15 protein-coding genes are annotated in these 19,410 nt (G+C 60.9%); 8 read left to right on the forward strand and 7 right to left on the reverse strand.

What is annotated here, in order from left to right; translation table 11 throughout:
• Window positions 1-32: 32 nt before the first annotated feature.
• The 6 genes from VUG52_RS11980 to VUG52_RS12005 all read right to left on the reverse strand — a co-directional run bounded on the left by VUG52_RS11980 (window position 33) and on the right by VUG52_RS12005 (window position 7,536).
• On the reverse strand, window positions 33-1,457 hold the full coding sequence (locus tag VUG52_RS11980) for a gamma-aminobutyraldehyde dehydrogenase (protein ID WP_015270452.1): 1,425 nt from the start codon (window positions 1,455-1,457) through the stop codon (window positions 33-35).
• 79 nt (window positions 1,458-1,536) lie between these two features.
• Window positions 1,537-2,868 carry an APC family permease gene (locus tag VUG52_RS11985; protein WP_213660801.1) on the reverse strand — a complete coding sequence of 444 codons (1,332 nt, stop codon included), beginning with the start codon at window positions 2,866-2,868 and terminating at the stop codon, window positions 1,537-1,539.
• A gap of 12 nt (window positions 2,869-2,880) precedes the next feature.
• Window positions 2,881-4,038 (reverse strand): iron-containing alcohol dehydrogenase, encoded by a 1,158-nt coding sequence (locus VUG52_RS11990; RefSeq protein WP_331833011.1) that lies wholly within the window; start codon window positions 4,036-4,038, stop codon window positions 2,881-2,883.
• 219 nt (window positions 4,039-4,257) lie between these two features.
• On the reverse strand, window positions 4,258-5,133 hold the full coding sequence (locus VUG52_RS11995; RefSeq protein WP_213660803.1) for an alpha/beta fold hydrolase: 876 nt from the start codon (window positions 5,131-5,133) through the stop codon (window positions 4,258-4,260).
• The gene (locus VUG52_RS12000) at window positions 5,130-6,656 is read right to left on the reverse strand and encodes a flavin-containing monooxygenase (RefSeq protein ID WP_085663859.1); all 1,527 of its coding nucleotides are present in this window, start codon (window positions 6,654-6,656) and stop codon (window positions 5,130-5,132) included. Before VUG52_RS12000 ends, VUG52_RS11995 begins: the two co-directional genes overlap by 4 nt.
• Window positions 6,657-6,957: 301 nt before the next feature.
• On the reverse strand, window positions 6,958-7,536 hold the full coding sequence (locus VUG52_RS12005) for a TetR/AcrR family transcriptional regulator (RefSeq protein WP_331833012.1): 579 nt from the start codon (window positions 7,534-7,536) through the stop codon (window positions 6,958-6,960).
• Between the two features lie 388 nt (window positions 7,537-7,924).
• On the opposite strand from VUG52_RS12005, the gene VUG52_RS12010 reads away from it, so the two are divergent.
• The 7 genes from VUG52_RS12010 (at window position 7,925) to VUG52_RS12040 (ending at window position 16,885) form a co-directional block, all read left to right on the forward strand.
• Window positions 7,925-8,812 carry a phytanoyl-CoA dioxygenase family protein gene (locus tag VUG52_RS12010; protein WP_085663920.1) on the forward strand — a complete coding sequence of 296 codons (888 nt, stop codon included), beginning with the start codon at window positions 7,925-7,927 and terminating at the stop codon, window positions 8,810-8,812.
• A 71-nt stretch (window positions 8,813-8,883) separates the two neighbouring features.
• Window positions 8,884-9,099 carry a hypothetical protein gene (locus VUG52_RS12015; protein WP_054905267.1) on the forward strand — a complete coding sequence of 72 codons (216 nt, stop codon included), beginning with the start codon at window positions 8,884-8,886 and terminating at the stop codon, window positions 9,097-9,099.
• 177 nt (window positions 9,100-9,276) lie between these two features.
• Window positions 9,277-9,924, forward strand: a complete 648-nt coding sequence (locus VUG52_RS12020; RefSeq protein ID WP_139833475.1) for a hypothetical protein — start codon at window positions 9,277-9,279, stop codon at window positions 9,922-9,924.
• Between the two features lie 505 nt (window positions 9,925-10,429).
• Window positions 10,430-11,818: a DUF1329 domain-containing protein gene (locus VUG52_RS12025; protein WP_371858537.1), complete on the forward strand. Its 1,389-nt coding sequence runs from the start codon at window positions 10,430-10,432 to the stop codon at window positions 11,816-11,818.
• A gap of 24 nt (window positions 11,819-11,842) precedes the next feature.
• A complete protein-coding gene (locus VUG52_RS12030; RefSeq protein WP_331833015.1) occupies window positions 11,843-13,489 on the forward strand; it encodes a DUF1302 domain-containing protein in 1,647 nt (548 codons plus the stop codon).
• Window positions 13,490-13,497: 8 nt separating this feature from the next.
• On the forward strand, window positions 13,498-15,912 hold the full coding sequence (locus tag VUG52_RS12035) for an efflux RND transporter permease subunit (protein WP_331833017.1): 2,415 nt from the start codon (window positions 13,498-13,500) through the stop codon (window positions 15,910-15,912).
• A 10-nt stretch (window positions 15,913-15,922) separates the two neighbouring features.
• Complete coding sequence (locus VUG52_RS12040) at window positions 15,923-16,885, forward strand: WD40/YVTN/BNR-like repeat-containing protein (RefSeq protein WP_015270442.1); 963 nt, start codon at window positions 15,923-15,925, stop codon at window positions 16,883-16,885.
• Between the two features lie 111 nt (window positions 16,886-16,996).
• Here VUG52_RS12040 and VUG52_RS12045 read toward each other — a convergent pair whose 3' ends face one another.
• A complete protein-coding gene (locus VUG52_RS12045) occupies window positions 16,997-17,866 on the reverse strand; it encodes a phytanoyl-CoA dioxygenase family protein (protein ID WP_015270441.1) in 870 nt (289 codons plus the stop codon).
• A 179-nt stretch (window positions 17,867-18,045) separates the two neighbouring features.
• Between VUG52_RS12045 and VUG52_RS12050 the strand changes: the two genes are divergently transcribed.
• Window positions 18,046-19,359: a PucR family transcriptional regulator gene (locus VUG52_RS12050; protein ID WP_015270440.1), complete on the forward strand. Its 1,314-nt coding sequence runs from the start codon at window positions 18,046-18,048 to the stop codon at window positions 19,357-19,359.
• Window positions 19,360-19,410 lie beyond the last annotated feature (51 nt).

Below are 19,410 nucleotides of genomic sequence, written 5' to 3' on the forward strand. Positions count from 1 at the left end.
AAAATGATCTGGGCTATCTGGGTCGTGGGCGGTCAGTGCTTGAACATCACGTGGCGAACCACGGTGTAGTCTTCCAGCCCGTACATCGACAGGTCCTTGCCGTAGCCGGACAGCTTCACGCCACCATGGGGCATTTCGCTCACCAGCATGAAGTGGGTGTTGACCCAGGTGCAGCCGTATTGCAGGCGAGCGGCCAGGCGATGGGCGCGACCCACATCGGCGGTCCATACCGACGAGGCCAGGCCGTAGTCCGATTCATTGGCCCATGCCAGTGCCTGGGCTTCGTCTTCGAATGGCGAAACCGTCACCACCGGGCCGAAGATTTCACGGCACACCACCTCGTCCTCCTGCGTAGCGCCGGCCAGGACCGTCGGCTCGAAGAAGAAGCCGCCGCCCGCAGCGCGCTTGCCGCCGGTGACCACCTCAATGTGAGGCAGTTCCTTGGCACGGTTCACGAAGCCCTCGACACGCTCCAGGTGCTCTTGGGTGATCAGCGGGCCCATCTCGGTCGCCGGGTCATCCTGAAGCCCGCACTTGATGCTGGACACGGCTTCGCCGAGCTTGCGCACGAACTCCGGGTACACCGCCTTCTGCACATAGAGGCGGCATGCGGCGGTGCAGTCCTGGCCGGCGTTGTAGAAGCCGAAGGCGCGGATGCCTTCGACGGCGGCGTCGATGTCGGCATCGTCGAAGATCAACACCGGTGCCTTGCCACCGAGCTCCATGTGCATGCGTTTGACGCTGTCGGCGGTGCCTTCGATGATACGGCTGCCGGTGCGCACGGAGCCGGTCAGCGACACCATGCGTACCTGGGGGTGGCTGGTCAGCGGCTCACCCACCGAGGCGCCGCGACCGTGCACGATGTTGACCACACCGGCGGGGAAGATGTCGGCGAGCAACTCGCCCAGTTTCAAGGTGCTCATCGGCGTGTGTTCCGACGGCTTGAGCACGACGGTGTTGCCGCCGGCCAAGGCTGGGCCCAGTTTCCAGGCTGCCATCAGCAGGGGGTAGTTCCACGGCGCGATGGAGGCGACCACGCCCACCGGGTCGCGGCGGATCATCGAGGTGTGCCCCGGTATGTACTCGCCCGCCGCCGAGCCCTGCAGGCAGCGCACGGCGCCGGCAAAGAAGCGGAACACGTCGGATACGGCAGGCAGTTCGTCCTGCAGCACGGCGGTGAACGGCTTGCCGCAGTTGTCCGCCTCCAGACGGGCGAACACCGGCGCCTGGGCATCGATGCTGTCAGCGAGCTTGAGCAGCAGTGCCGCCCGGTCCTTGGGCGGTGTTTGCGACCAGGCATCGAAGGCCGCATCCGCGCTTTGCACCGCGGCATGGACCTGGGCACGGCTGGCTTCGGTGGTCTGTACCAGGACGCTGCCCAGGGACGGGTTGTACACGTCGAGGTTTTCGCCTTCGCCGGCCACCAGGGCACCGTTGATCAAGAGTTTGGTTTGCATGTCGATTCTCGCCATTGAACGGCAAGGCCAGGGCCTTGCCTTGTGGTTGTCGTCAGGGCATTCGATTGAAAGGTGGCCGCTACGCCAGCGCGTCAGGCACTGGGTTGCGGAAGAAGCTGGTCCGGCAGGCGAGGTAAACCGCGCCCAGGGCGAGCCAGCTACAACCCATGATCAGTGCGTCTTTATCCAGGCTGGCCAGCATCCAGCCGGCCGTGACCAGGCCGATGAGTGGGAAGAGCACGCCGCGTAGCAGGCCAGCCCCGTCCTTGACGCGTGCGTCGAAGGTGAGCCGCAACGCGCAGAGGTTGACGGCGGTGAAGGCCAGAAAAGCGCCGAAATTGACCAGGGACGTCGCGGTGGCGATCGTCAGGCCAAAACCTGCGGTGCCGAAAATGCCGCAGAGCAGGATGTTGAAGACCGGGGTCTTGTAGCGAGGGTGCAACGCCCCGAACAGCTTGCGTGGCAGTTGGTTGTCCCGGCCGAGGGCGTACAGCAGCCGGCCCACGCTGGCCTGGAATGACATGCCTGCGGCGAAGTGGGCGATGATGATCCCCGCCAGGACCACGGCGAAGAACAGGTCGCCGCCGATCATGCGGGCGATCTCGAAGGCAGCTCCGTCCACGAACTCGAAGGTGGGGGAGGGGTGCGCCAGGTACATGAAGTACGAGGAGCCGACGTAGACCGCCCCGCCGGTCAACGCGACCAGCAGGATGGCGCGCGGCAGTGTGCGGCCCGGGTCGCGGGTTTCCTCGCTGAGCGTGGACAGCGCGTCAAAGCCCAGGAACGAGTACGCGGCAATGGCGGCGCCGGCCATGCTGGTGGCGAAGGGCACATCCTGGTTGAAGAACGGCTTGGCCGACAACAGCCCGCCAGGGCCGTTGGCCGCGACGATGTAGTGCACGCACAGGCCGATGAACACGACGATGATGGCCAGTTGCGCGACCATCAACAGCACGTTGAAACGGTTGGCAACCTGGATACCCAGCACGTTCAGCAGCGAGGTGGAGACGATGAACCCGACGATCCACACCCACTGCGGCACTTCTGGAAACGCCATGTTGAGGTAGCTCGCGCCGAGCAGCCAGATCAGCATCGGGATGAAGAAGTAATCGAGCAGGGCGGCCCAGCCCACCATGAAGCCGAGGTTGGCGCTGAGCATCTTGCGGGTATAGGTGTAGGCCGACCCGGCCACCGGGAACACCCTGACCAGCCGGCCATAGCTCAACGCCGTGAACACCACGCCGGTCGCTGCGATCAGGTAGGCCATCGCCGTGGTGTTGCCACTGGCCTGCGAGATCACGCCATAGGTGCCGAAGACGATCAACGGGGCGAGGAAGGCCAGGCCGAACAGCAGGACCGAAAACGGGCCCAGGGTGCGCTTCAGCGAAGCGCTGGGGGTTGATTCGCTCATGACTGGCAGCCCTCACGCTACGAAGTGGTAAGCAGTGGCGACGATTTCACGGTAGGTTTCCACGGTCATCTCCTTCGCATTGCTGCCATCGGAGAAGTTCTTCTTCGACTTTTCAGCGATGGCCAGGAAGTCTTCCTCGCGCACGCCTTTCACCTCGGCGAAGCGGGGGATGCCCAGGTCCTTGCTCATCTGGAACAGGTAGCCGACGGCGGCCTCGGAGGCCTCGGCCGGCGAGAGGTTGGGGTCGATGCCCAGTGCGTAGGCGACCTGCGCGTGGCGAATGATGTCGGCATCGCGGTTATGGCCGAACACGAAGGGCAGGAAGATCGCGTTGCCCACGCCGTGTGGCGTGTCGTACATGCCACCTATGGCTTCGGAAATGCAGTGCACGCTACCTACGTCCGCATTACCGAAGGCCATGCCGGCGATCAGGCTGGCCGCCAGCATCTGCTCGCGGGCGTGCAGGTTGCCGGGTTCCAGCACGGCGGGCCTCAGGTGTTGGCTGATCAGGCGAATGGCATGCAGCGCCAGGCCGTCGCTGATGGGGTTCGACACGCGGCAGGTGTAGGCTTCGATGGCGTGGGTCAGGGCATCCATGCCGGTTGCGGCGGCAATCGACGCGGGCAGCGTGTCGAGGATATGAGAGTCAAGCAAGGCCAGAATTGGCCCGAGTCGGTAATCATGCACGCTCATCTTGTAATGACGGGCGGTGTCGGTGATTACCGAGAAGCAGGTTACTTCGCTGCCGGTGCCAGCCGTGGTCGGAATGGCAACGATAGGCGGGATGGCATGGGTGAGCGTGAACGACCCTTCGTAGTCCTCGATCCGACCCTCATGGCTGAGCAGTACGCTGATGGCCTTGGCCGCATCCATGGCACTGCCACCGCCTATGGCTAGCAAGCCATCGATACCTTTGCCGCGGTATCGCTGCGCGATCTGATTGACGTCCTCGCTGCGCGGATTGGCCTTGATATCCGACACTTCCTCGAAGGCGATGCCTGCCTTCTTCAGGCTGGCGTAGACGCTGTCCAGCAGGCCCGCCGCCTTGACCCCAGGATCGGTCACGATGAGCACGCGGGCCAGGCCAAGTGAGTGCAGGTGTTCACCGGTGCGCTCGCGCAGACCAGGTTCCATCACAACTTTGCTGGGGAGTAAAAACTTGAAGTCCATACGTACCTCTTGCTCAATTGTTGTCATTGTTGAAAGGGCAGTAGAGGAGCACTTGCGCCAGGCCGTGGATAACAGCTCGAGCGGGTGATGTGTGGCCTGGCATTTCGCGCAAGCCAGCATTTTGTTGTTGTGGGTTTTGCTTGAAGCTGTGGTCAAAGGCCTCCTTCGGGGGGAAAAAGAGGGGCGGCCAAGCTGCACGCCCCTGAAAGGGTGATCGCGCTACAGCATGTGTCCTGCCAGCAGGGACAGCAGCGTGCCGGACAGGCAAGGCGGGAAGTCGTGCCCCATCCCGGGCAGCAGCACCAGGCTGGAACCACGGATAGCTGCAGCCGTGGCGTACCCGCCGCTGGTCGCGACCATGAGATCTTCATCGCCATGGATGACCAGGGTCCGGCAACGAATCCGTTGCAGTTCCTGGGTGCGGTCGCCGGAATTGATGATCGCGCCGATCTGCCTGGCCGTGCCGATGTTGCTGGCCTCGCCACCGCCTCGCTCCCAGGCCAACAGGGCATAGTCACGGAAGGCGGGCTCATTCCACTCCAGGGGCGAGCCGATCAGGCGCATGATGTCCAGGTAGTCGCGAACGCTTTCCTGCTCGCTGCGCGGCGGGCGGCGCAGCAGCTGCCGAATGGATTTCAACGCTGGCTGGCCGACGCGCAGCGATCCGGTGGTCGAGAAGATCGAGGTGAGCGTCCTGATACGCTCGGGGTAACGGGCAGCGAGGGTCTGGGCGATCATGCCGCCCATCGACATACCCACCACGTGCGCCGTTGCCAGGTTCAGGCCGTTCATGAGCCCGATCACGTCGTTGGCCATGTCACCCAGGTCATAGCCGGGGGTGCGCTTGCGCAAGAACTGCTGCATGGCCGTGGGAGGCACCACGTCGGTGAAGAACGACCGGCCCGAGTCGCGGTTGTCCAGCGTGATGACGCGAAACCCCCTCTCGACGAGGCCGGCGATGATCGGTTGCGGCCAGTAGGTCAATTGCAGCCCCAGGCCGACGATGAGCATCACCGCTGGCGCTGATTCGGACCCGTGGCTGCGATAGCAAAGGGGGCGCTCGCCAGGCAGTTCGCAGAAGCGATCGGGGCTCATCCGCGGCTACCCTGTTGTTGCAGCTCGACGTTCGCGCGCAGGGGCGTGCTGGGTACGGAGGAGAACGCCAGGCACTTGTCAGCCACAGCGCCGCGGCGCAGGAGTTTGGTATCGCGGAAGTAGTCCATCGACATCACCCAGGGCTCGCTTGGCCCTTGGCGCGGAATGCTGTCCAAGGCGCGTTGCACATAACCGGCACCGAAATCCAGCAGAGGACGGGTCTGGATACCGTCTGGCGCCCGGGGTTCGCAAACGTTGTAGCCGTGGTTGTCCATGAAACCCAGCAAGCGACAGAAGTGATCGCACAGCAGGCACACTTTCAGGGTCCAGGAGGAGTTGGTGTAGCCCACCGCGAACGCGAAGTTGGGTACACCGGATAGCATGGTTCCTTTGTAGGCGAGAGTGTCGCTCAGCACCACTGGCTTATCGTCCTTGTACAGACTGATCCCCCCGAACATCTGCACATTCAGCCCCGTGGCGGTAATTACGATGTCAGCTTCCAACGCCTTGCCGGATTTCAGCAACAGGCCGGATTCGGTGAACCGCTCGATATGGTCGGTGACGATGTCGGCCTTACCCGCGCTGATCGCCTTGAACAGATCGCCTTCAGGTACCGTGCACAAACGCTGGTCCCAAGGGTTGTAGGGCGGATTGAAATGGACGTCGACCGGGTAGCCTTTCGGCAGCTCCTTGCGCGTCAGCCACAGCAGCAATTTGCGGGAAAGCTTGGGGAAGCGCTGGCAGAAGGCCCAGAAGGCCAGGGTGATCCTGGCGTTCTTGTAGCGTGTCAGAGAGTAAGCGGTTTGCTCGGGCAGGACCTTGCGCAGAAACGCCGCAATCGCATCATTGGCTGGTTGGTTGATGATGTAGGAGGGCGTACGCTGCAGCATGGTGATGCTGGCGACTTTGTCCGCCATCGCCGGAATCAGGGTCACTGCCGTCGCGCCGCTGCCGATCACTACGACACGTTTGCCCGTGTAATCCAGGTTCTCTGGCCAGTGTTGCGGATGAACGATCTGCCCCTTGAACTGTTCGGCTCCCTCGAAGCGGGGGCTGAATCCTTGGTCGTACCTGTAGTAGCCGCCCGCGCTGAACAGCCAGCGACATTCGATTGTGCGGGCCTGCCCCAGGTGACCGTCCTCCACCCGCACCGCCCACAAGCCCTTATCCGTTTGCCAGTTCGCCGAGATGACTTTCTGCTTGTACTGGATCAAGGATTCCAGCTCATGCTCGTCGATCGCTTCACGCAGGTACTCGAGAATGTCTGCGGCGTCCGCCAGGGATTTCGCCTTGGTCCAGGGCTTGAAGTCGAAGCCGAAGGTGTACAGGTCGGAGTCCGAGCGGATGCCGGGATAGCGGAACAGGTCCCAGGTGCCGCCCATTCGCTCACGGGACTCGAGAATCGTGAAGGTCTTGTGAGGCTGATGGCGTCGCAGATAGGCGGCCGCGCCGATGCCAGACACACCGGCTCCCATGATCAATATATCGAGTGGCTCAACCGGAAGAGCAGTGTGCGAGGACATAGGGCTTCCCATTATTGTGTTATAGGGCTGATCTTTTGACTTGATCATTTGACCATGATGAGACGACAGATTACCCGGGGCAAGGTGCAAAATGCACCGAGAAGCAATTTTTTTGGGACGATTTGAACCTGGTGGGATTGGGGTAGGGGGTATTGCGCGTCGGACGACTCCAGGTTTTGGCGTCGTTATGACAGGGCGTATGTGGGTTTGTGTGGGAAGAGGCGACAGTCCGTTTGTCTGTCAGACCCTATGGATACCGGATTGCCGTGTCACACCGGACCACGGCAATCTGAATGACGTCTCAGTAGCTGGCCACCAGCAGCTTAACCGCCTGGCAAGCCGTTTCTGTCTCAGCCTCCAGGCGTTCGAGGTTGCCGTGGGCGGTCCAGGAGAGAAGCAAACCATCGAAAAGGTTGATGAGCAGCCGACTGACTGTGGTGAGTGCGGCCTGATCCAGCGCATCGCCGGTCGCCTTCTGGATGGCCTGTTGGGTGGCTTCGATGGAAACGGTATAGATCTTCGCTGCCATTTCCGGGTCATTGCGCAGGTTCCAGAAGAACAGCTCGAACTGGGTTATGGCCCGCTCGGGGTGTGCGATGAACCACTTGACCAACTGGCGCAGCATTTCCCCTACCGATTCGGCGGGGAGAGCGTTTGCCGGAGCCTGCAGCGATTGCTGCGGCATGTTGATCAAGGACTCGTAGACCGCATAGAACAAGTCTTCCTTGGTGTGAAAAACGTAATGCAGCGAGGCCAGCGGCGAATCTGCCGCTGCAGCAATGCGCCGCGTCGTGGCGTTGGCTATGCCGTGTTCTGCGATCACCTTGATGGTCGCTTCAATGAAATCCTGTCTGCGTTCTTCCGCGCCTATCCGAGCCATTCAGCGTTCTCCCCTTTTGGCCTTGCGCCAACCGCCGGGTCCGGCGTCGGCGGTGACGAATGCTATCGCAAAGTCATGGCCCAATCCATGAGATGAGTCGATGCAACCCTTTCCGTCTGCTGTCTTGCCGTCGGTATGTGGCCATTGCCCAGAGGCAGATGCTGACTGCCGTACCTCACCGAGGCCGGGGCAGTGGCGAGGTTGTAAAAAAACCAGATCAAATGACTTGATCAAATGACTATATTCAATAATCATGGCAATGCCGAGCAGATCATTACGGGCTTCGGCAGCGGCATAAAAGGTTGCTGTGGTGGTTGCGCCGGTGGGACGAGGCGGTTGCCTGGGCTCGCTGGATAGAACAATGAAAAACCGGACAGGTAGAAGGCAGATGGATACACAAAAACTCTCGACGGTCAGCAGTGATGCGTCGGTGGAACAAGTGGTGGAAATCATTCGGCGTGACGGCGGGGTCATCATTGCTAATTTCGTCTCGCCAGAGACGCTCAAGTGCCTCACCGAAGAGCTGGACACCTACTTGAATGTCACGCCCTGCGGAGAAGACCCCTATTTCGCAGGCATGCAGACCCGTCGTATCGGTCGCATCATCGGGCGAAGCGACACGGCGGTGGAGGTGGCACTTAACCCGTTGTTCATCGGCGCGGCCAGGCAGATCCTGCAGACACCGACCCATGTCTGGGTGGGCAGCGACCGCATCGAGATGGCACCTGACATTCAACTCAGCATTACCCAGGCCATTCAGATCGGCCCGGGCCAAGGCCTTCAGCCCCTGCACCGCGACGATGCCACCTCGCTGTGGCGACATCCCCAGTTCGGGCGCGAGGCCCGCCTGCAGATCATGCTGGCCATCTCGGACTTCACCGAAGAGAACGGTGCCACGCGCGTTATTCCAGGCAGTCATCAATGGGATGACGAGCGCGGGCCGACCCAGGAAGAAACCATCGCCGCCGAGATGAAAGCAGGCTCTGCGCTGTTGTGGCTGGGGTCGGTCTATCACGGCGGTGGCGCCAATACCACAGCGTCTCCTCGTACTGGTCTGACCATGGCCTACGACTTGGCCATCCTGCGCCTCGAAGAAAATCACTTCCTTTCCATTCCCATTGAACGGGTTCGCCAGCTCCCCGCAGAAATGCAACGCCTGCTGGGCTGGAGTGTGAGCTCCACGCTGCTGGGCTGGGTGGAAATTGATGGCCAGATGCGAGACCCACAAGAGCTCTTGGGCATGCCTGCGTTTTCCGAGGCGGGAAAAGGCTTCTGAGCCCCTGAGTTTGCACAGCCTGCTGCGTATTGAATTTCTGCCCTTTTGGGCGCAACCAAGGAGATGACACCATGGCGTTCTCAATCGACTCGAAAGTTGGCGAGCTGCTGGATAACAGCACTACGAGCCAGATCCTTGAAAAGCACCTGCCCGGTATCGGTAAACACCCACAAATTGGCATGGCCCGTGGCTTTGCCTTAGTGACGGCGGCGAAATATTCTGGCGGGTTTATTTCTCAGGAAACGCTGAATAAAATCGACAGCGACCTGAGGTCTCTGGTCGACTAATCACGGCCATGCTGACCTGCTCGTATAACTTTAGTTACCGGTGCAGGTCAAATAATTCAGCCCGTATTTCCCCGCTGATCGGGTTTGCAATAGTCGTCCGATTGGCTGCCGATTTCGACGTGCAGTGTGATGTCGATCCTCAGATTGAGAGAGGCTGTTCTCGTGGAACTGATAGAAGTGAGTATCCTGGGCTCATGTATATTGCTAATCATCTGTGGTCTGTATTATGGGGCGGCATTCCTCGGGCGAAGAAATTATCTGCTTGGCGGAGAGTTTTTGATTGTCGGGATATCCGCGACGAATTTCGCGATCTTCCTCGTTACGGGCTGGCTGGAAAATTATAACGTTGCCATATTCCTCGATGCTTTTTCCCGGGGCGTTGGAATTCCTGTTATTGCAACGCTTGGCTTGATGGCGGTAACGCACGATTACAAACCGTCCCCGGTGAATGACATTGTGTTGTTCCTGGCTGGCTTTACGGTTGCAGCCATTTACTTCATGTCGAGTTCATTCAAGCAGTTCCTGCCTTATTTTTATATGGTGATGTGGCTGGCGTACACAGCGTACCTGGCCTATTTCATTTGGCGACTGGTTTGTGCCAGAGAGCTTCTGCATGCGCTGGCTACCACCTTGGGCGGTGTGGCGGGGCTAACGATAGCATTCCGGTATGACTTCTTTCCGATTCCGGGTGACGACTCAAAGATGGTATTCATGACCTTTGCTTTCTTGACTTGGTCGTACTCGATTGTGCAATCGTTCTATGCCTATGGTGCACTTCAGCGTTCTAGAAGTGCCCCAGTTGAGGCGTTACTCAATGCTCGTTGAATTGAGCGGCGCAGGTGCGCCGTTATGCCGCCAATTTCTTGATTCGAAGTAACTCCATGTCGGGCCATAGGCCCGCTTCTTTACCGCCTCCAGGGGCGGTTTTTTTATGGGTAATTGATTCATTTCCATGATTGGGTTTTCAATGGAAATATTTAAGGCTTGCTCAATGTAAACGGCAGCTTGCGATGGGTAAGTATAACTAGCAATGCATCATGGTTGGGCATGCGCTGGTAACACATGTTTCTTTACTTCCCATTAAGGTGCAGGCATCTGATGAACATAGATCGCCACTGTCGACTAAACACCTGATTTATCTAACTTAATCATTCCACGAGACTTCTGGCATATGGATTGCTTTCTGATCATTTGACATGGTCAATTGATCATGTCAAATGATCAGCTTGCGATAGGTGCCCATTTCCGTGTGGATGGTCGGGTAGCCGGTCCAGGCCCTTTGTTCGAGGAGCCTCCAATGAAAGAAGTATCTACAGGGCAGAAAGACGACATGTCCGCCCGCTGTATTTTCAGGCATCTGCTGGTTACCCTCGCGGTATCGACCGCGATGTGCTCGGTACAGGCCGCACCCCAGGGGGCGGGGGAGCTGGGTTCGAAGCTGACGCCACTGGGCGGTGAGGTGGCCGCTAGTTCAAGCGGGGATATTCCGGCCTGGACTGCTCCGGGGCCGCAAGGGGGGGGCTGGAGCTATGGCCAGGTGCGGGGGGACCACTGGAAGTTCAAGGATGACAAACCCCTCTACAGCATCGACTCGAACAGCGTGACGCAGTATACGAGCAAGCTGTCCCCCGGCCAGCTCGAACTGTTCAAGAAGATTCCGGGCTATCGCATGGACGTCTACCCGACCCGCCGCACCTGTGGCGTACCGGACTTCGTGGCGGATAACACGCGGCAGAACATTGGCTTCGCCAAGCTCGACTCCACAGGGGTTGCCCTAGAGGACGCCCATGTGCCAGGCATCCCGTTCCCTCTGCCCAGTACCGGCGCAGAGGTGATGTGGAACATGAAGATGCGCTATCGCGGCCTTGGTGTCGAAATTCCCAAAAGCATTTCAGGCATTTCACCGCGCAAGGGCGGGGAGTGGTTACGCCAGTCGTCAGACACCTTTTTCTTTACGCCCTGGGGAAAGAAAGGCAGTGCACTTTTTTCGTCCATTGGCCGCTTGGAAAACGCCACGTTCTCCAGTTACCGGGAGCCAGCGGCGCTGGCCGGCCAGGCTGGTGTGCAGACGACTGTAGCAGGCGAGCAGGCCAGCACCTTCTACTATTTCCCCGGCCAGCGTCGGGTGAGGCGCATGCCATCGTATTCCTACGACGCTCCGCAGATCGGGCTGGACAACCAGTACACCGTCGATGAGGCGAACGTGTTCTTCGGAGCCATGGACCGCTTCGATTGGAAACTGATCGGCAAGCAGGAGCTGCTGGTGCCGTACAACGCCTTTGGCGCCTATGACACCGCAGCCAAGGTGGAAAGCTTCGCTGGCGACGATTCCATCGCGCCACAGTCGCGCCGCTACGAACTGCATCGTGTCTGGGTCGTCGAGGCCAATGTTCGCCAGGGCATGCGCCACCAGGCACCCAAGCGCCTGTTCTACATCGACGAGGACAGCTGGAACCCGTTGCTGGCCGTTGACTATGACAAGCAAGGGCAGATCTGGAAGGTGCGTGAAGGGTTCTCGATCCCCGTCTACGAGATCGGCGCGTGCGACGTGCAGGCCCAGGTCCAGTACAACCTCGCCGATCATCGTTACCTGTTCGACATGACCTCGATCGGCGCGGGCAAGAACGATATTCGCTGGCTCACCGAAGACAGTGGCAACCCTCGCCTGAAACGCGACTTCTTCACCTCCGACAACCTGCGAGCCATCAGCGAGCGCTAAACCGACGCCAGATCGAGAGCCCACATGAAAAAAATAATTACGAAAGCATCAGGCCTTGTCATCGTGTGCGCAACCCCACTGGCAATGGGGTTCACATTTGAAACCGAAACCCTCAATGGCTCCTTCGACTCCACGATCACCGCAGGCATGGGCCTGCGTACCGAGTCACGGGCCTGCAACCTGATCAACCAGGGGCCGACCGGGCACAACGTGCCCTCCGGCTGCCTGGCGCAGAGTTCCGGCGTGGCGGACCAGGGCGACCTGAACTACGACCGCGGCGACATGTTCACCAACTACCTCAAGGGTACCCATGAGCTGTTGCTGAAGATGCCCGAGGACTTCACCTTCATGGCGCGCGGGACCTGGATCCGCGACTTCGCTGCCACCGATACCACCGGCACGCTGTCGTTCAACACCCCAGAGAGCGTCGGCAGCAACGGGCTGAGTGACGACGCCCGCGACGACCTCGCCTTCAAGGCTCGCCTGCTGGACCTGTGGGTGAGCAAAGGCTTCGACATGGGCGGGCAGCGGGTCCGTGCGCGCCTGGGCAACCAGGTGATCAACTGGGGCGAAAGCCTGTTCGTGGCCGGTGGCATCAACAACACCAACGCCTACGACTACCAGGCCTTGGCGCGCCCCGGCGTGCAGCTCAAGGAGGCCGTGCTGCCCGCGCCGATGCTCAGTGTCGCTTCGGGCCTTGGCTCGGGTGTTAACGTCGAGGCCTACTATCAGTTCCGCTGGAACAAGAGCGAGTTGCCGCCGGTGGGCAGCTACTGGTCCACCAACAACGCGCTGGGCGAGGGCAGGGGGGACTACGGGTTCTCCGAGAAGGACGCCCGCGACAGCGGCCAGTGGGGCCTTTCGCTGCGCTGGCAACCGGAGGACAGCGACATAAACTACGGCTTCTACGTGATGCGTTATCACGACAAGTTGCCGTCATTGCGCGTCGCCATTCTTGACCCGGACACCTTCGCCGCTGCCCCCACCTGGGAATACCAGGAAGACCGAATGATGTATGGCATCAGTGCCAACATGCCGATCGGTGACTGGGCCGTCGGTACGGAGCTTTCGTACCGGCCGAAGGACTCGGTCATGCTCAACCCGGTCATCGACCTGTGCTCCAGCAATGGCGGCAAATGCTGGAAGGACGAAAAGAAGTTCCAGTGGCACCTCACCGGCCTGTACAGCTTCACGCCTTCCAACTCCCCGACGCTGCTCGACTTCACCGGAGCCAGCACGGGCACCTTGTTGTCCGAGCTTGTGGTCATCAAATACCCAGGGCTGCATGACGAGGTCAATGGCGAGCCACTCGCTGCGGGGCTCAATACCTGGCAGTTGGACCCTGCGACAGCGCCCAAGCCCCGTGGCGACAAGACGTCCTCTGGCATCAACCTGGACTTCAGCCTGACCTATGACGGCACCTTGCTGCCGGGCTGGCAGGTCACGCCAGGTGTATTCTATTCGCGCTCGCTAGGGGGCAGGACGCCGAACCTGAGTGCGACCTTCACCGAGGACGCGAGCAGCATGAACCTGTATCTGAACTTCGTGCGAAACCCGGCCAGTTGGCAGATCTCCCTCAACTACGCAAAGTTCATGGGCGGCGACACGCCCTACGACCAGCTTTATCGTGACCGCGACTATGTCGGCGTTGCGATTTCCCGCACCTTGTGAGGCCCGCCGTGAACGGTTCTGTAAAGTTATCCGAAGCTCCGGCACCTGGCCTGCTGTCACGTGTCGAGGGTGTGTTGTTCGGGCATCGTCGTCTGGTGCTGGCGACCCTGGCGGTGTTCACGCTGATCATGGGCTGGTTCGCCGTGCAACTGCGTATGGATGCAGGCTTCGAAAAGCAATTGCCGGTAGGCCACGAATACATCAAGACATTCGAGGCCTACCGCAACGACCTGCTGGGAGCGAACCGGCTGACCATCGTGGTCAAGGCCCGACAGGGCGATATCTGGAGCGCCCCGGGCCTGAAACGGCTGTATGACGTCACCCAGGCGGTGACCTTCCTCCCGGGGGTTTCCCGCAGCAGCGTGCGTTCGTTGTGGACGCCCAATGCCTTCGTCAACGAAATCACCGAAGAAGGTTTTCGCGCTGACCCACTGGTACCAGGAACGGTTTCGCCCGAGCACCTGGATGACCAGGTCATCGCGACGATCGCCAGCTCCACCGCCCAGGGTGGTTTCATCGGCACGCTGGTTTCCCGGGATCAGAGCAGTGCGATGATCACGGTGGAACTCAACGAATACGACACCAATGGCGCGCACCTTGACTATGTGGCGTTCAACCACAGGCTGGAGAAAGAGATCCGCCAGCAATTCGAGGATGGCGATTTCGAAATCCAGATCATCGGTTTCGCCAAGCAGATCGGTGATATTGCTGACGGGGCTTCAGCCGTGCTGGAGTTCTGTCTGCTGGCGTTGCTGCTGACGGCGGGGGCGGTGTACTGGTATTGCCACTCGCTGCGCTTCACGCTGCTGGCGCTGGTCTGTTCATTGGCCTCTCTGGTGTGGCAGTTCGGTAGCCTGCGCCTGTTGGGGTACGGGCTCGACCCGTTGGCGGTGCTGGTGCCCTTCCTGGTATTCGCCATCGGGGTGTCCCATGGCGTGCAACAAATCAACTTCATCGTCCGCGAGATCGCCATCGGCAAGAGCGCCGAAGCGGCGGCGCGTTCGAGCTTCACGGGGTTGCTGATCCCCGGGACGCTGGCGCTGGTGACCGCGCTGGTTTCCTTCGTGACGCTGCTGTTGATCCCGATCCCGATGGTTCGAGAGCTGGCGATCACGGCCTCGCTTGGCGTGGCCTACAAGATCATCACCAACCTGGTGATGTTGCCGTTGATGGCGTCCTTGCTACGTGTCGATGACAAGTATGCGGCCGCCCAGGAAATTTCCCGGCAGCGGCGCACCCGCTGGCTGCGTGGCCTGGCCCGGCTCGCCGAACCGCGCAAGGCGCAGTGGGTGCTTGGCGCGGCCTTGGTGGTGTTCCTGGTGGCGATCTGGCAAAGCCATGACCGTGTCGTTGGCACGCTGCAGGCGGGCGCGCCGGAATTGCGCGAGAATTCGCGCTTCAATCGCGATGCGGTCTCCATCGCCAGCAACTACGACATAGGTCTGGACTGGCTCAGCGTGGTGTTCGAAGTCAACAAGGCCGCTTCCAGCGAAGGCAGCCAGGTGGCCTGCGAGGATGTCGCCCTGGGCCAGTACCAGGATCGCTTCGTGTGGGCCATGCAGGGGGTGCCCGGTGTCCTGTCGGTCGCGTCTTTCTCCACCAACATGCGCCAGTTCAACGAGGGCTACAACGAAGGCAACCCGAAGATGGCGGCGGTGCCCATCGACCCGATGAACTACGCCGCGCTGGCCACCGAGGTGGCGCGTACGCCCGGGCTGATGCGCACCGACTGCAACATGTCGGCGGTGCACCTGTACCTGGCAGACCACAAGGCCACCACCATCAACCGAGTGGTGGACGCCGCCAAGGCGTTTCGCAGCGAGTACCCGATGCCAGGCATTTCGGTTCGCCTCGCGTCCGGTAACGCCGGCGTCCTGGCCGCCATCAACGAAGAGGTGGAAAAAAGCGAAACCCCCATGCTGCTGTATGTCTATGCCGCCATCGCATTGCTGGTGTTCGTGGTGTACCGGGACCTGCGAGCGGTCCTGGTGTGTTGCCTGCCGCTGACTATCGGCACTTTCATTGGCTACTGGTTCATGAAGGAACTGCAGATCGGCCTGACCATCGCCACCTTGCCGGTGATGGTGCTGGCGGTGGGCATTGGCGTTGATTATGCCTTCTATATCTACAATCGCCTGCAACTGCACCTGGCCCATGGCCAGTCGATTACCAAGGCGGTCGAGTGCGCGCTACTCGAGGTGGGTGTCGCCACTATTTTCACCGCCATCACCCTGGCCGTGGGCGTGGCCACCTGGGCGTTCTCGGAGCTCAAGTTCCAGGCTGACATGGGCAAGCTGCTGGCCTTCATGTTCATCGTCAACATGGTCATGGCCATGACCGTGCTGCCGGCCTTTGCCGTCTGGCTGGAGCGGGTGTTCCCGCGTAAGCGTCCCGTGCGCATGATCGGTGCGCTGGTGCACTGAGGAGAGAAGCATGAAATTCAGGGTTTCATTCACCGCGGCCTTGCTCGCAGCAGCATTGCCGCTGATGTCTCTTCAGGCCGCGCCGTTGCAGGCCGTGCCGGCCGTACAGGCGAGCAATGCCACGCAGGCCACCATGCTGGCCGCCAGCTGGGCCGGGGAGCGCGTGGTTGCCGTGGGCGACCACGGTGTCGTGTTGTTGTCCGACGACCAGGGCAAGCAGTGGCGCCAGGCGAGGTCGGTACCGCTGTCCACGCCATTGACGGGGGTGTCGTTCGTGGATGCCAAGCGCGGGTGGGCGGTGGGCCACTGGGGCGCGATCCTGGCCACCACCGATGGTGGGGAGTCCTGGCAGGTCCAGCGCCTGGCCACCGAAGAAGACCGACCGCTGTTCGCCGTGCACTTCTTCAATGCCCGGCAGGGCGTGGCGGTAGGGCTCTGGTCGTTGGTGCTGACGACCGAGGATGGGGGGCTGACGTGGGCTGAGCAGGCGGTGCAAGCGCCGCCCGGGGCCAAGCGGGCCGACCTCAACCTGATGGGGCTGTTTGCCGACAGCCGCGGCACGCTTTACGCCACGGCCGAGCATGGGCAGGTGCTGCATTCCGAAGACCACGGGAAGAATTGGCGTTACCTGGATACCGGCTACGAAGGCACCCTGTGGTCAGGCGCGGTACTGGCCGATGGGCGTCTGCTACTGGGTGGCCAGCGCGGTACCTTGTTGCAGGGTTCAGCGGACGGCAAGGGCTTTCGCCGAGTGCCCACGCAAAGCAAGGGCTCTGTCACTTGCGTCGCGGTAGCGGGCTCTCGTGTGCTGGCGGTCGGGTTGGACGGGCTGATGGTGCAGAGCAGCGATGGTGGACACAGTTTCGAGGAAACCCAGTCGGCTGATGGCCTATCGCTGACGGCGGCGCTGTTCAATGCCGATGGCACACCGGTTCTGTTTTCACGTCGTGGGGTAATGCCTTATCGGGAGTGAAGGGCTGGCGCTCAAAGGCCAGGCATCGCAAACCGATGCCTGGCCTGTTTCCTTGCCTGGGCGTTTGGATGGTCGTGGCACCTTCAGGGCCAGGCAAGTCAACGCTGGATGCTAGAGCTGAAGGTAATCCGCCAGGTCTGCGTAGTTATGCTGCCAAAGGCCAGGGCTGCCATTGGGGTATTGGGAGCGGAAACCGAGGATCTTCTGAACGCGTGGAGAAAGCGTGCGCACCAGCTCGAGCGGCACGATCAACGGGTAGGCTTCTTCAGGCGTGATGATCGAAGCCTGCATCGGGATCGTCAGCCCGCGACGGTAATAGTCGGCGGTCACGTTGGCCCCGCCACCGTGAACGACCTTGCCGCCGAACAGCACGGCATCCCCGGCTTTCAGCAGGGCGGGGATCGTCATCTCTGGGGTTCCGACGTCGTTGAAGTCATCCCAGTCCTGGCTTCCCGGAATCAAGCGCGTGGCGCCGTTTTCCTCGGTGAAATCGGTCAGCGCCAGCATCAGGTTGGTGATGGCGCGTGGCGCATGTTTGTTCATGGCCACGAACGGTTGGTACTGCGCCATGTCGCGGTGCAGCATTTGCGCTTTGTTGCCCGGGCCGATCTCGATCAACTGGGCCGTGGTCAGCCACCAGTCTCCGCACTCCGGGGCGAAAAGCACGTTTCCCAGTTCGTGGAAGAGGTCGTCATCGAGGATTTCCTCACGAAAGGTCTTGCTGTGGGTGACGAGGTTGGTGAGCCGTTTGGTCTGATGGCCGTGGAACTCGGCGATCAGCGCGTGCTCATGCTTGGAGCCGGCATCGAGCGCGGCCAAGGGAGCGTCGAGTTCGTTGTTGATCCGCACGACTTGTTCGGGGGGCATGAAGTTGCGAATGATGACCGCTCCTGCTTGGTCGCTCAGCAGCGCAATCTCTTGCGCTGAAGTCGAGCGGGTTACCACGGGCAGGCTTGGCATGGAGTCGCGAGAGGCTGACATTGAGAACACTCCAGATTGAAAGAACGGTTGGCGCAGGCGGGTTGATCCCCCCAACTGCTGGCATCAGGAAACAAACCCGCTTGCCACTGCGCTAAACCCAAAAAAGGGACATGAAGCGTCACGGTGCCTCCTTGTATTTTTTGTTCAGGCAGTGAGTTCATGCTAGGTTTCCCCTGGCCTTGAGCCAAGGTACGAACTGCACCATTTACCAGACGATTTTTGAGCGATTTGCACTGATCATGACCAGCACGCCATTCCCCTGGCCACGCCCCTCGGAAGCCGTTCGCGAGCTCATGCGCAAAGGTGCCGAACTCGCTCAGGCGCTGCCGCCCGAGTGGATCGAGCGCCTGAACCAGGCACTGTTTTCTACACCGGAAGATGCCAAGTTGCTGGAGGATCCGGTCATCCTCGCCGCGTGCCGGCGCGCCAATCGGGCAGAGTTGCTGCACTGGGCCAATGCCAATCTGCAGCGCCCTGGGGAGCCGGTGGAGCCCTACGTGTCTGCTGACATGGTGGACACGGCCAGGGAGCTCGCCCGCAGGGGGCTCTCCGAGCTGCTGATGAATGTCGCAAGGTCGACACAGAACGCAGCCTGGGACCTGTGGATGAAGATGGCCTTCAGCCTGACGCAGGATCCCGCGCTGCTCGCGGAGTTCCTGGAGGTCTCGTCGCGGTCGATCTCGACGTTCATCGACAGCAACATGCGTGTGGTGACCCAGATCATCCTCGAAGAAAAGAGCGCCCAGGCCCATGACGACCCTATCGATAAACGCAGCCTCGTAAGCCGGCTGCTCGACGGCAGGGATGTGGACGCCGAGCAATTTGGCAGGCGACTGGGCTACAGCCTGGCTCAGAGGCATCACGCCTGCCTCGTCTGGAGCGAAACCCCGGACGCCGAGATTCGCCCGCTGGAAGATATGGCGCGAGCCCTGGCGCAGCTCACGGGTACGGTAGCGCCTCTGATCGTATTCGCGGGCCCTGCGACCCTGTGGGCCTGGTGCAATGCGGCAAAGCCGCTGGACCTGAACCTTTTGCAAGGTGTCGCTCGACAATTTCCCAAGATACGCGCGGCAATCGGTTCGGCGGGCGCGGGGATGAATGGCTTCCGGCGCTCGCACCTGGAAGCCTTGACCACCCAGCGGTTGATGGGCCGGTTGGCGGGTTCACCTGCCGTTGCCACGATCGATCAGGTGAGGATGGTGTCGCTGATGACCCAAGATGCCCGCGCGGCCAGGCAGTTCGTCTTGAGCACCCTGGGGCGCTTGGCGACCGAGCCCACGGTACTTCAGCATTCGTTGCACGCCTTCCTGGCCAATGGCTGCAACATCACCCAGACCGCCGAGGTACTGCGTACGCATCGCAACACCTTGCTGCGCCGACTGGAGCGCGCCCAGGACCTGCTGCCTGTCCCGCTTGCCGACCATCGCATCCAGATCGCCGCTGCCCTTGAGCTGGTGATCTGGAGTACGCCGCTCGATGGCGACGAGCAATAGCGTTCATTCCCTACCTTTGACGCAATAGCGGCCTCACGGCTGTTGCCTCCA

It is taken from the genome of Pseudomonas sp. LH21, from assembly GCF_036549575.1.
In the GTDB taxonomy this organism is placed as follows: Bacteria; Pseudomonadota; Gammaproteobacteria; order Pseudomonadales; family Pseudomonadaceae; genus Aquipseudomonas; species Aquipseudomonas peradeniyensis.

Bases quoted from the DNA above. Each gene is read 5' to 3' on its own strand.
- VUG52_RS12030 (WP_331833015.1), top strand. From the start codon at position 11,843: ATGAAAAAAATAATTACGAAAGCATCAGGCCTTGTCATCGTGTGCGCA.
- VUG52_RS12025 (WP_371858537.1), top strand. From the start codon at position 10,430: ATGTCCGCCCGCTGTATTTTCAGGCATCTGCTGGTTACCCTCGCGGTA.
- VUG52_RS12045 (WP_015270441.1), bottom strand. From the start codon at position 17,866: ATGTCAGCCTCTCGCGACTCCATGCCAAGCCTGCCCGTGGTAACCCGC.
- VUG52_RS12005 (WP_331833012.1), bottom strand. From the start codon at position 7,536: ATGGCTCGGATAGGCGCGGAAGAACGCAGACAGGATTTCATTGAAGCG.
- VUG52_RS11980 (WP_015270452.1), bottom strand. From the start codon at position 1,457: ATGCAAACCAAACTCTTGATCAACGGTGCCCTGGTGGCCGGCGAAGGC.
- VUG52_RS11985 (WP_213660801.1), bottom strand. From the start codon at position 2,868: ATGAGCGAATCAACCCCCAGCGCTTCGCTGAAGCGCACCCTGGGCCCG.
- VUG52_RS12010 (WP_085663920.1), top strand. From the start codon at position 7,925: ATGGATACACAAAAACTCTCGACGGTCAGCAGTGATGCGTCGGTGGAA.
- VUG52_RS12040 (WP_015270442.1), top strand. From the start codon at position 15,923: ATGAAATTCAGGGTTTCATTCACCGCGGCCTTGCTCGCAGCAGCATTG.
- VUG52_RS11990 (WP_331833011.1), bottom strand. From the start codon at position 4,038: ATGGACTTCAAGTTTTTACTCCCCAGCAAAGTTGTGATGGAACCTGGT.
- VUG52_RS12000 (WP_085663859.1), bottom strand. From the start codon at position 6,656: ATGTCCTCGCACACTGCTCTTCCGGTTGAGCCACTCGATATATTGATC.
- VUG52_RS11995 (WP_213660803.1), bottom strand. From the start codon at position 5,133: ATGAGCCCCGATCGCTTCTGCGAACTGCCTGGCGAGCGCCCCCTTTGC.
- VUG52_RS12015 (WP_054905267.1), top strand. From the start codon at position 8,884: ATGGCGTTCTCAATCGACTCGAAAGTTGGCGAGCTGCTGGATAACAGC.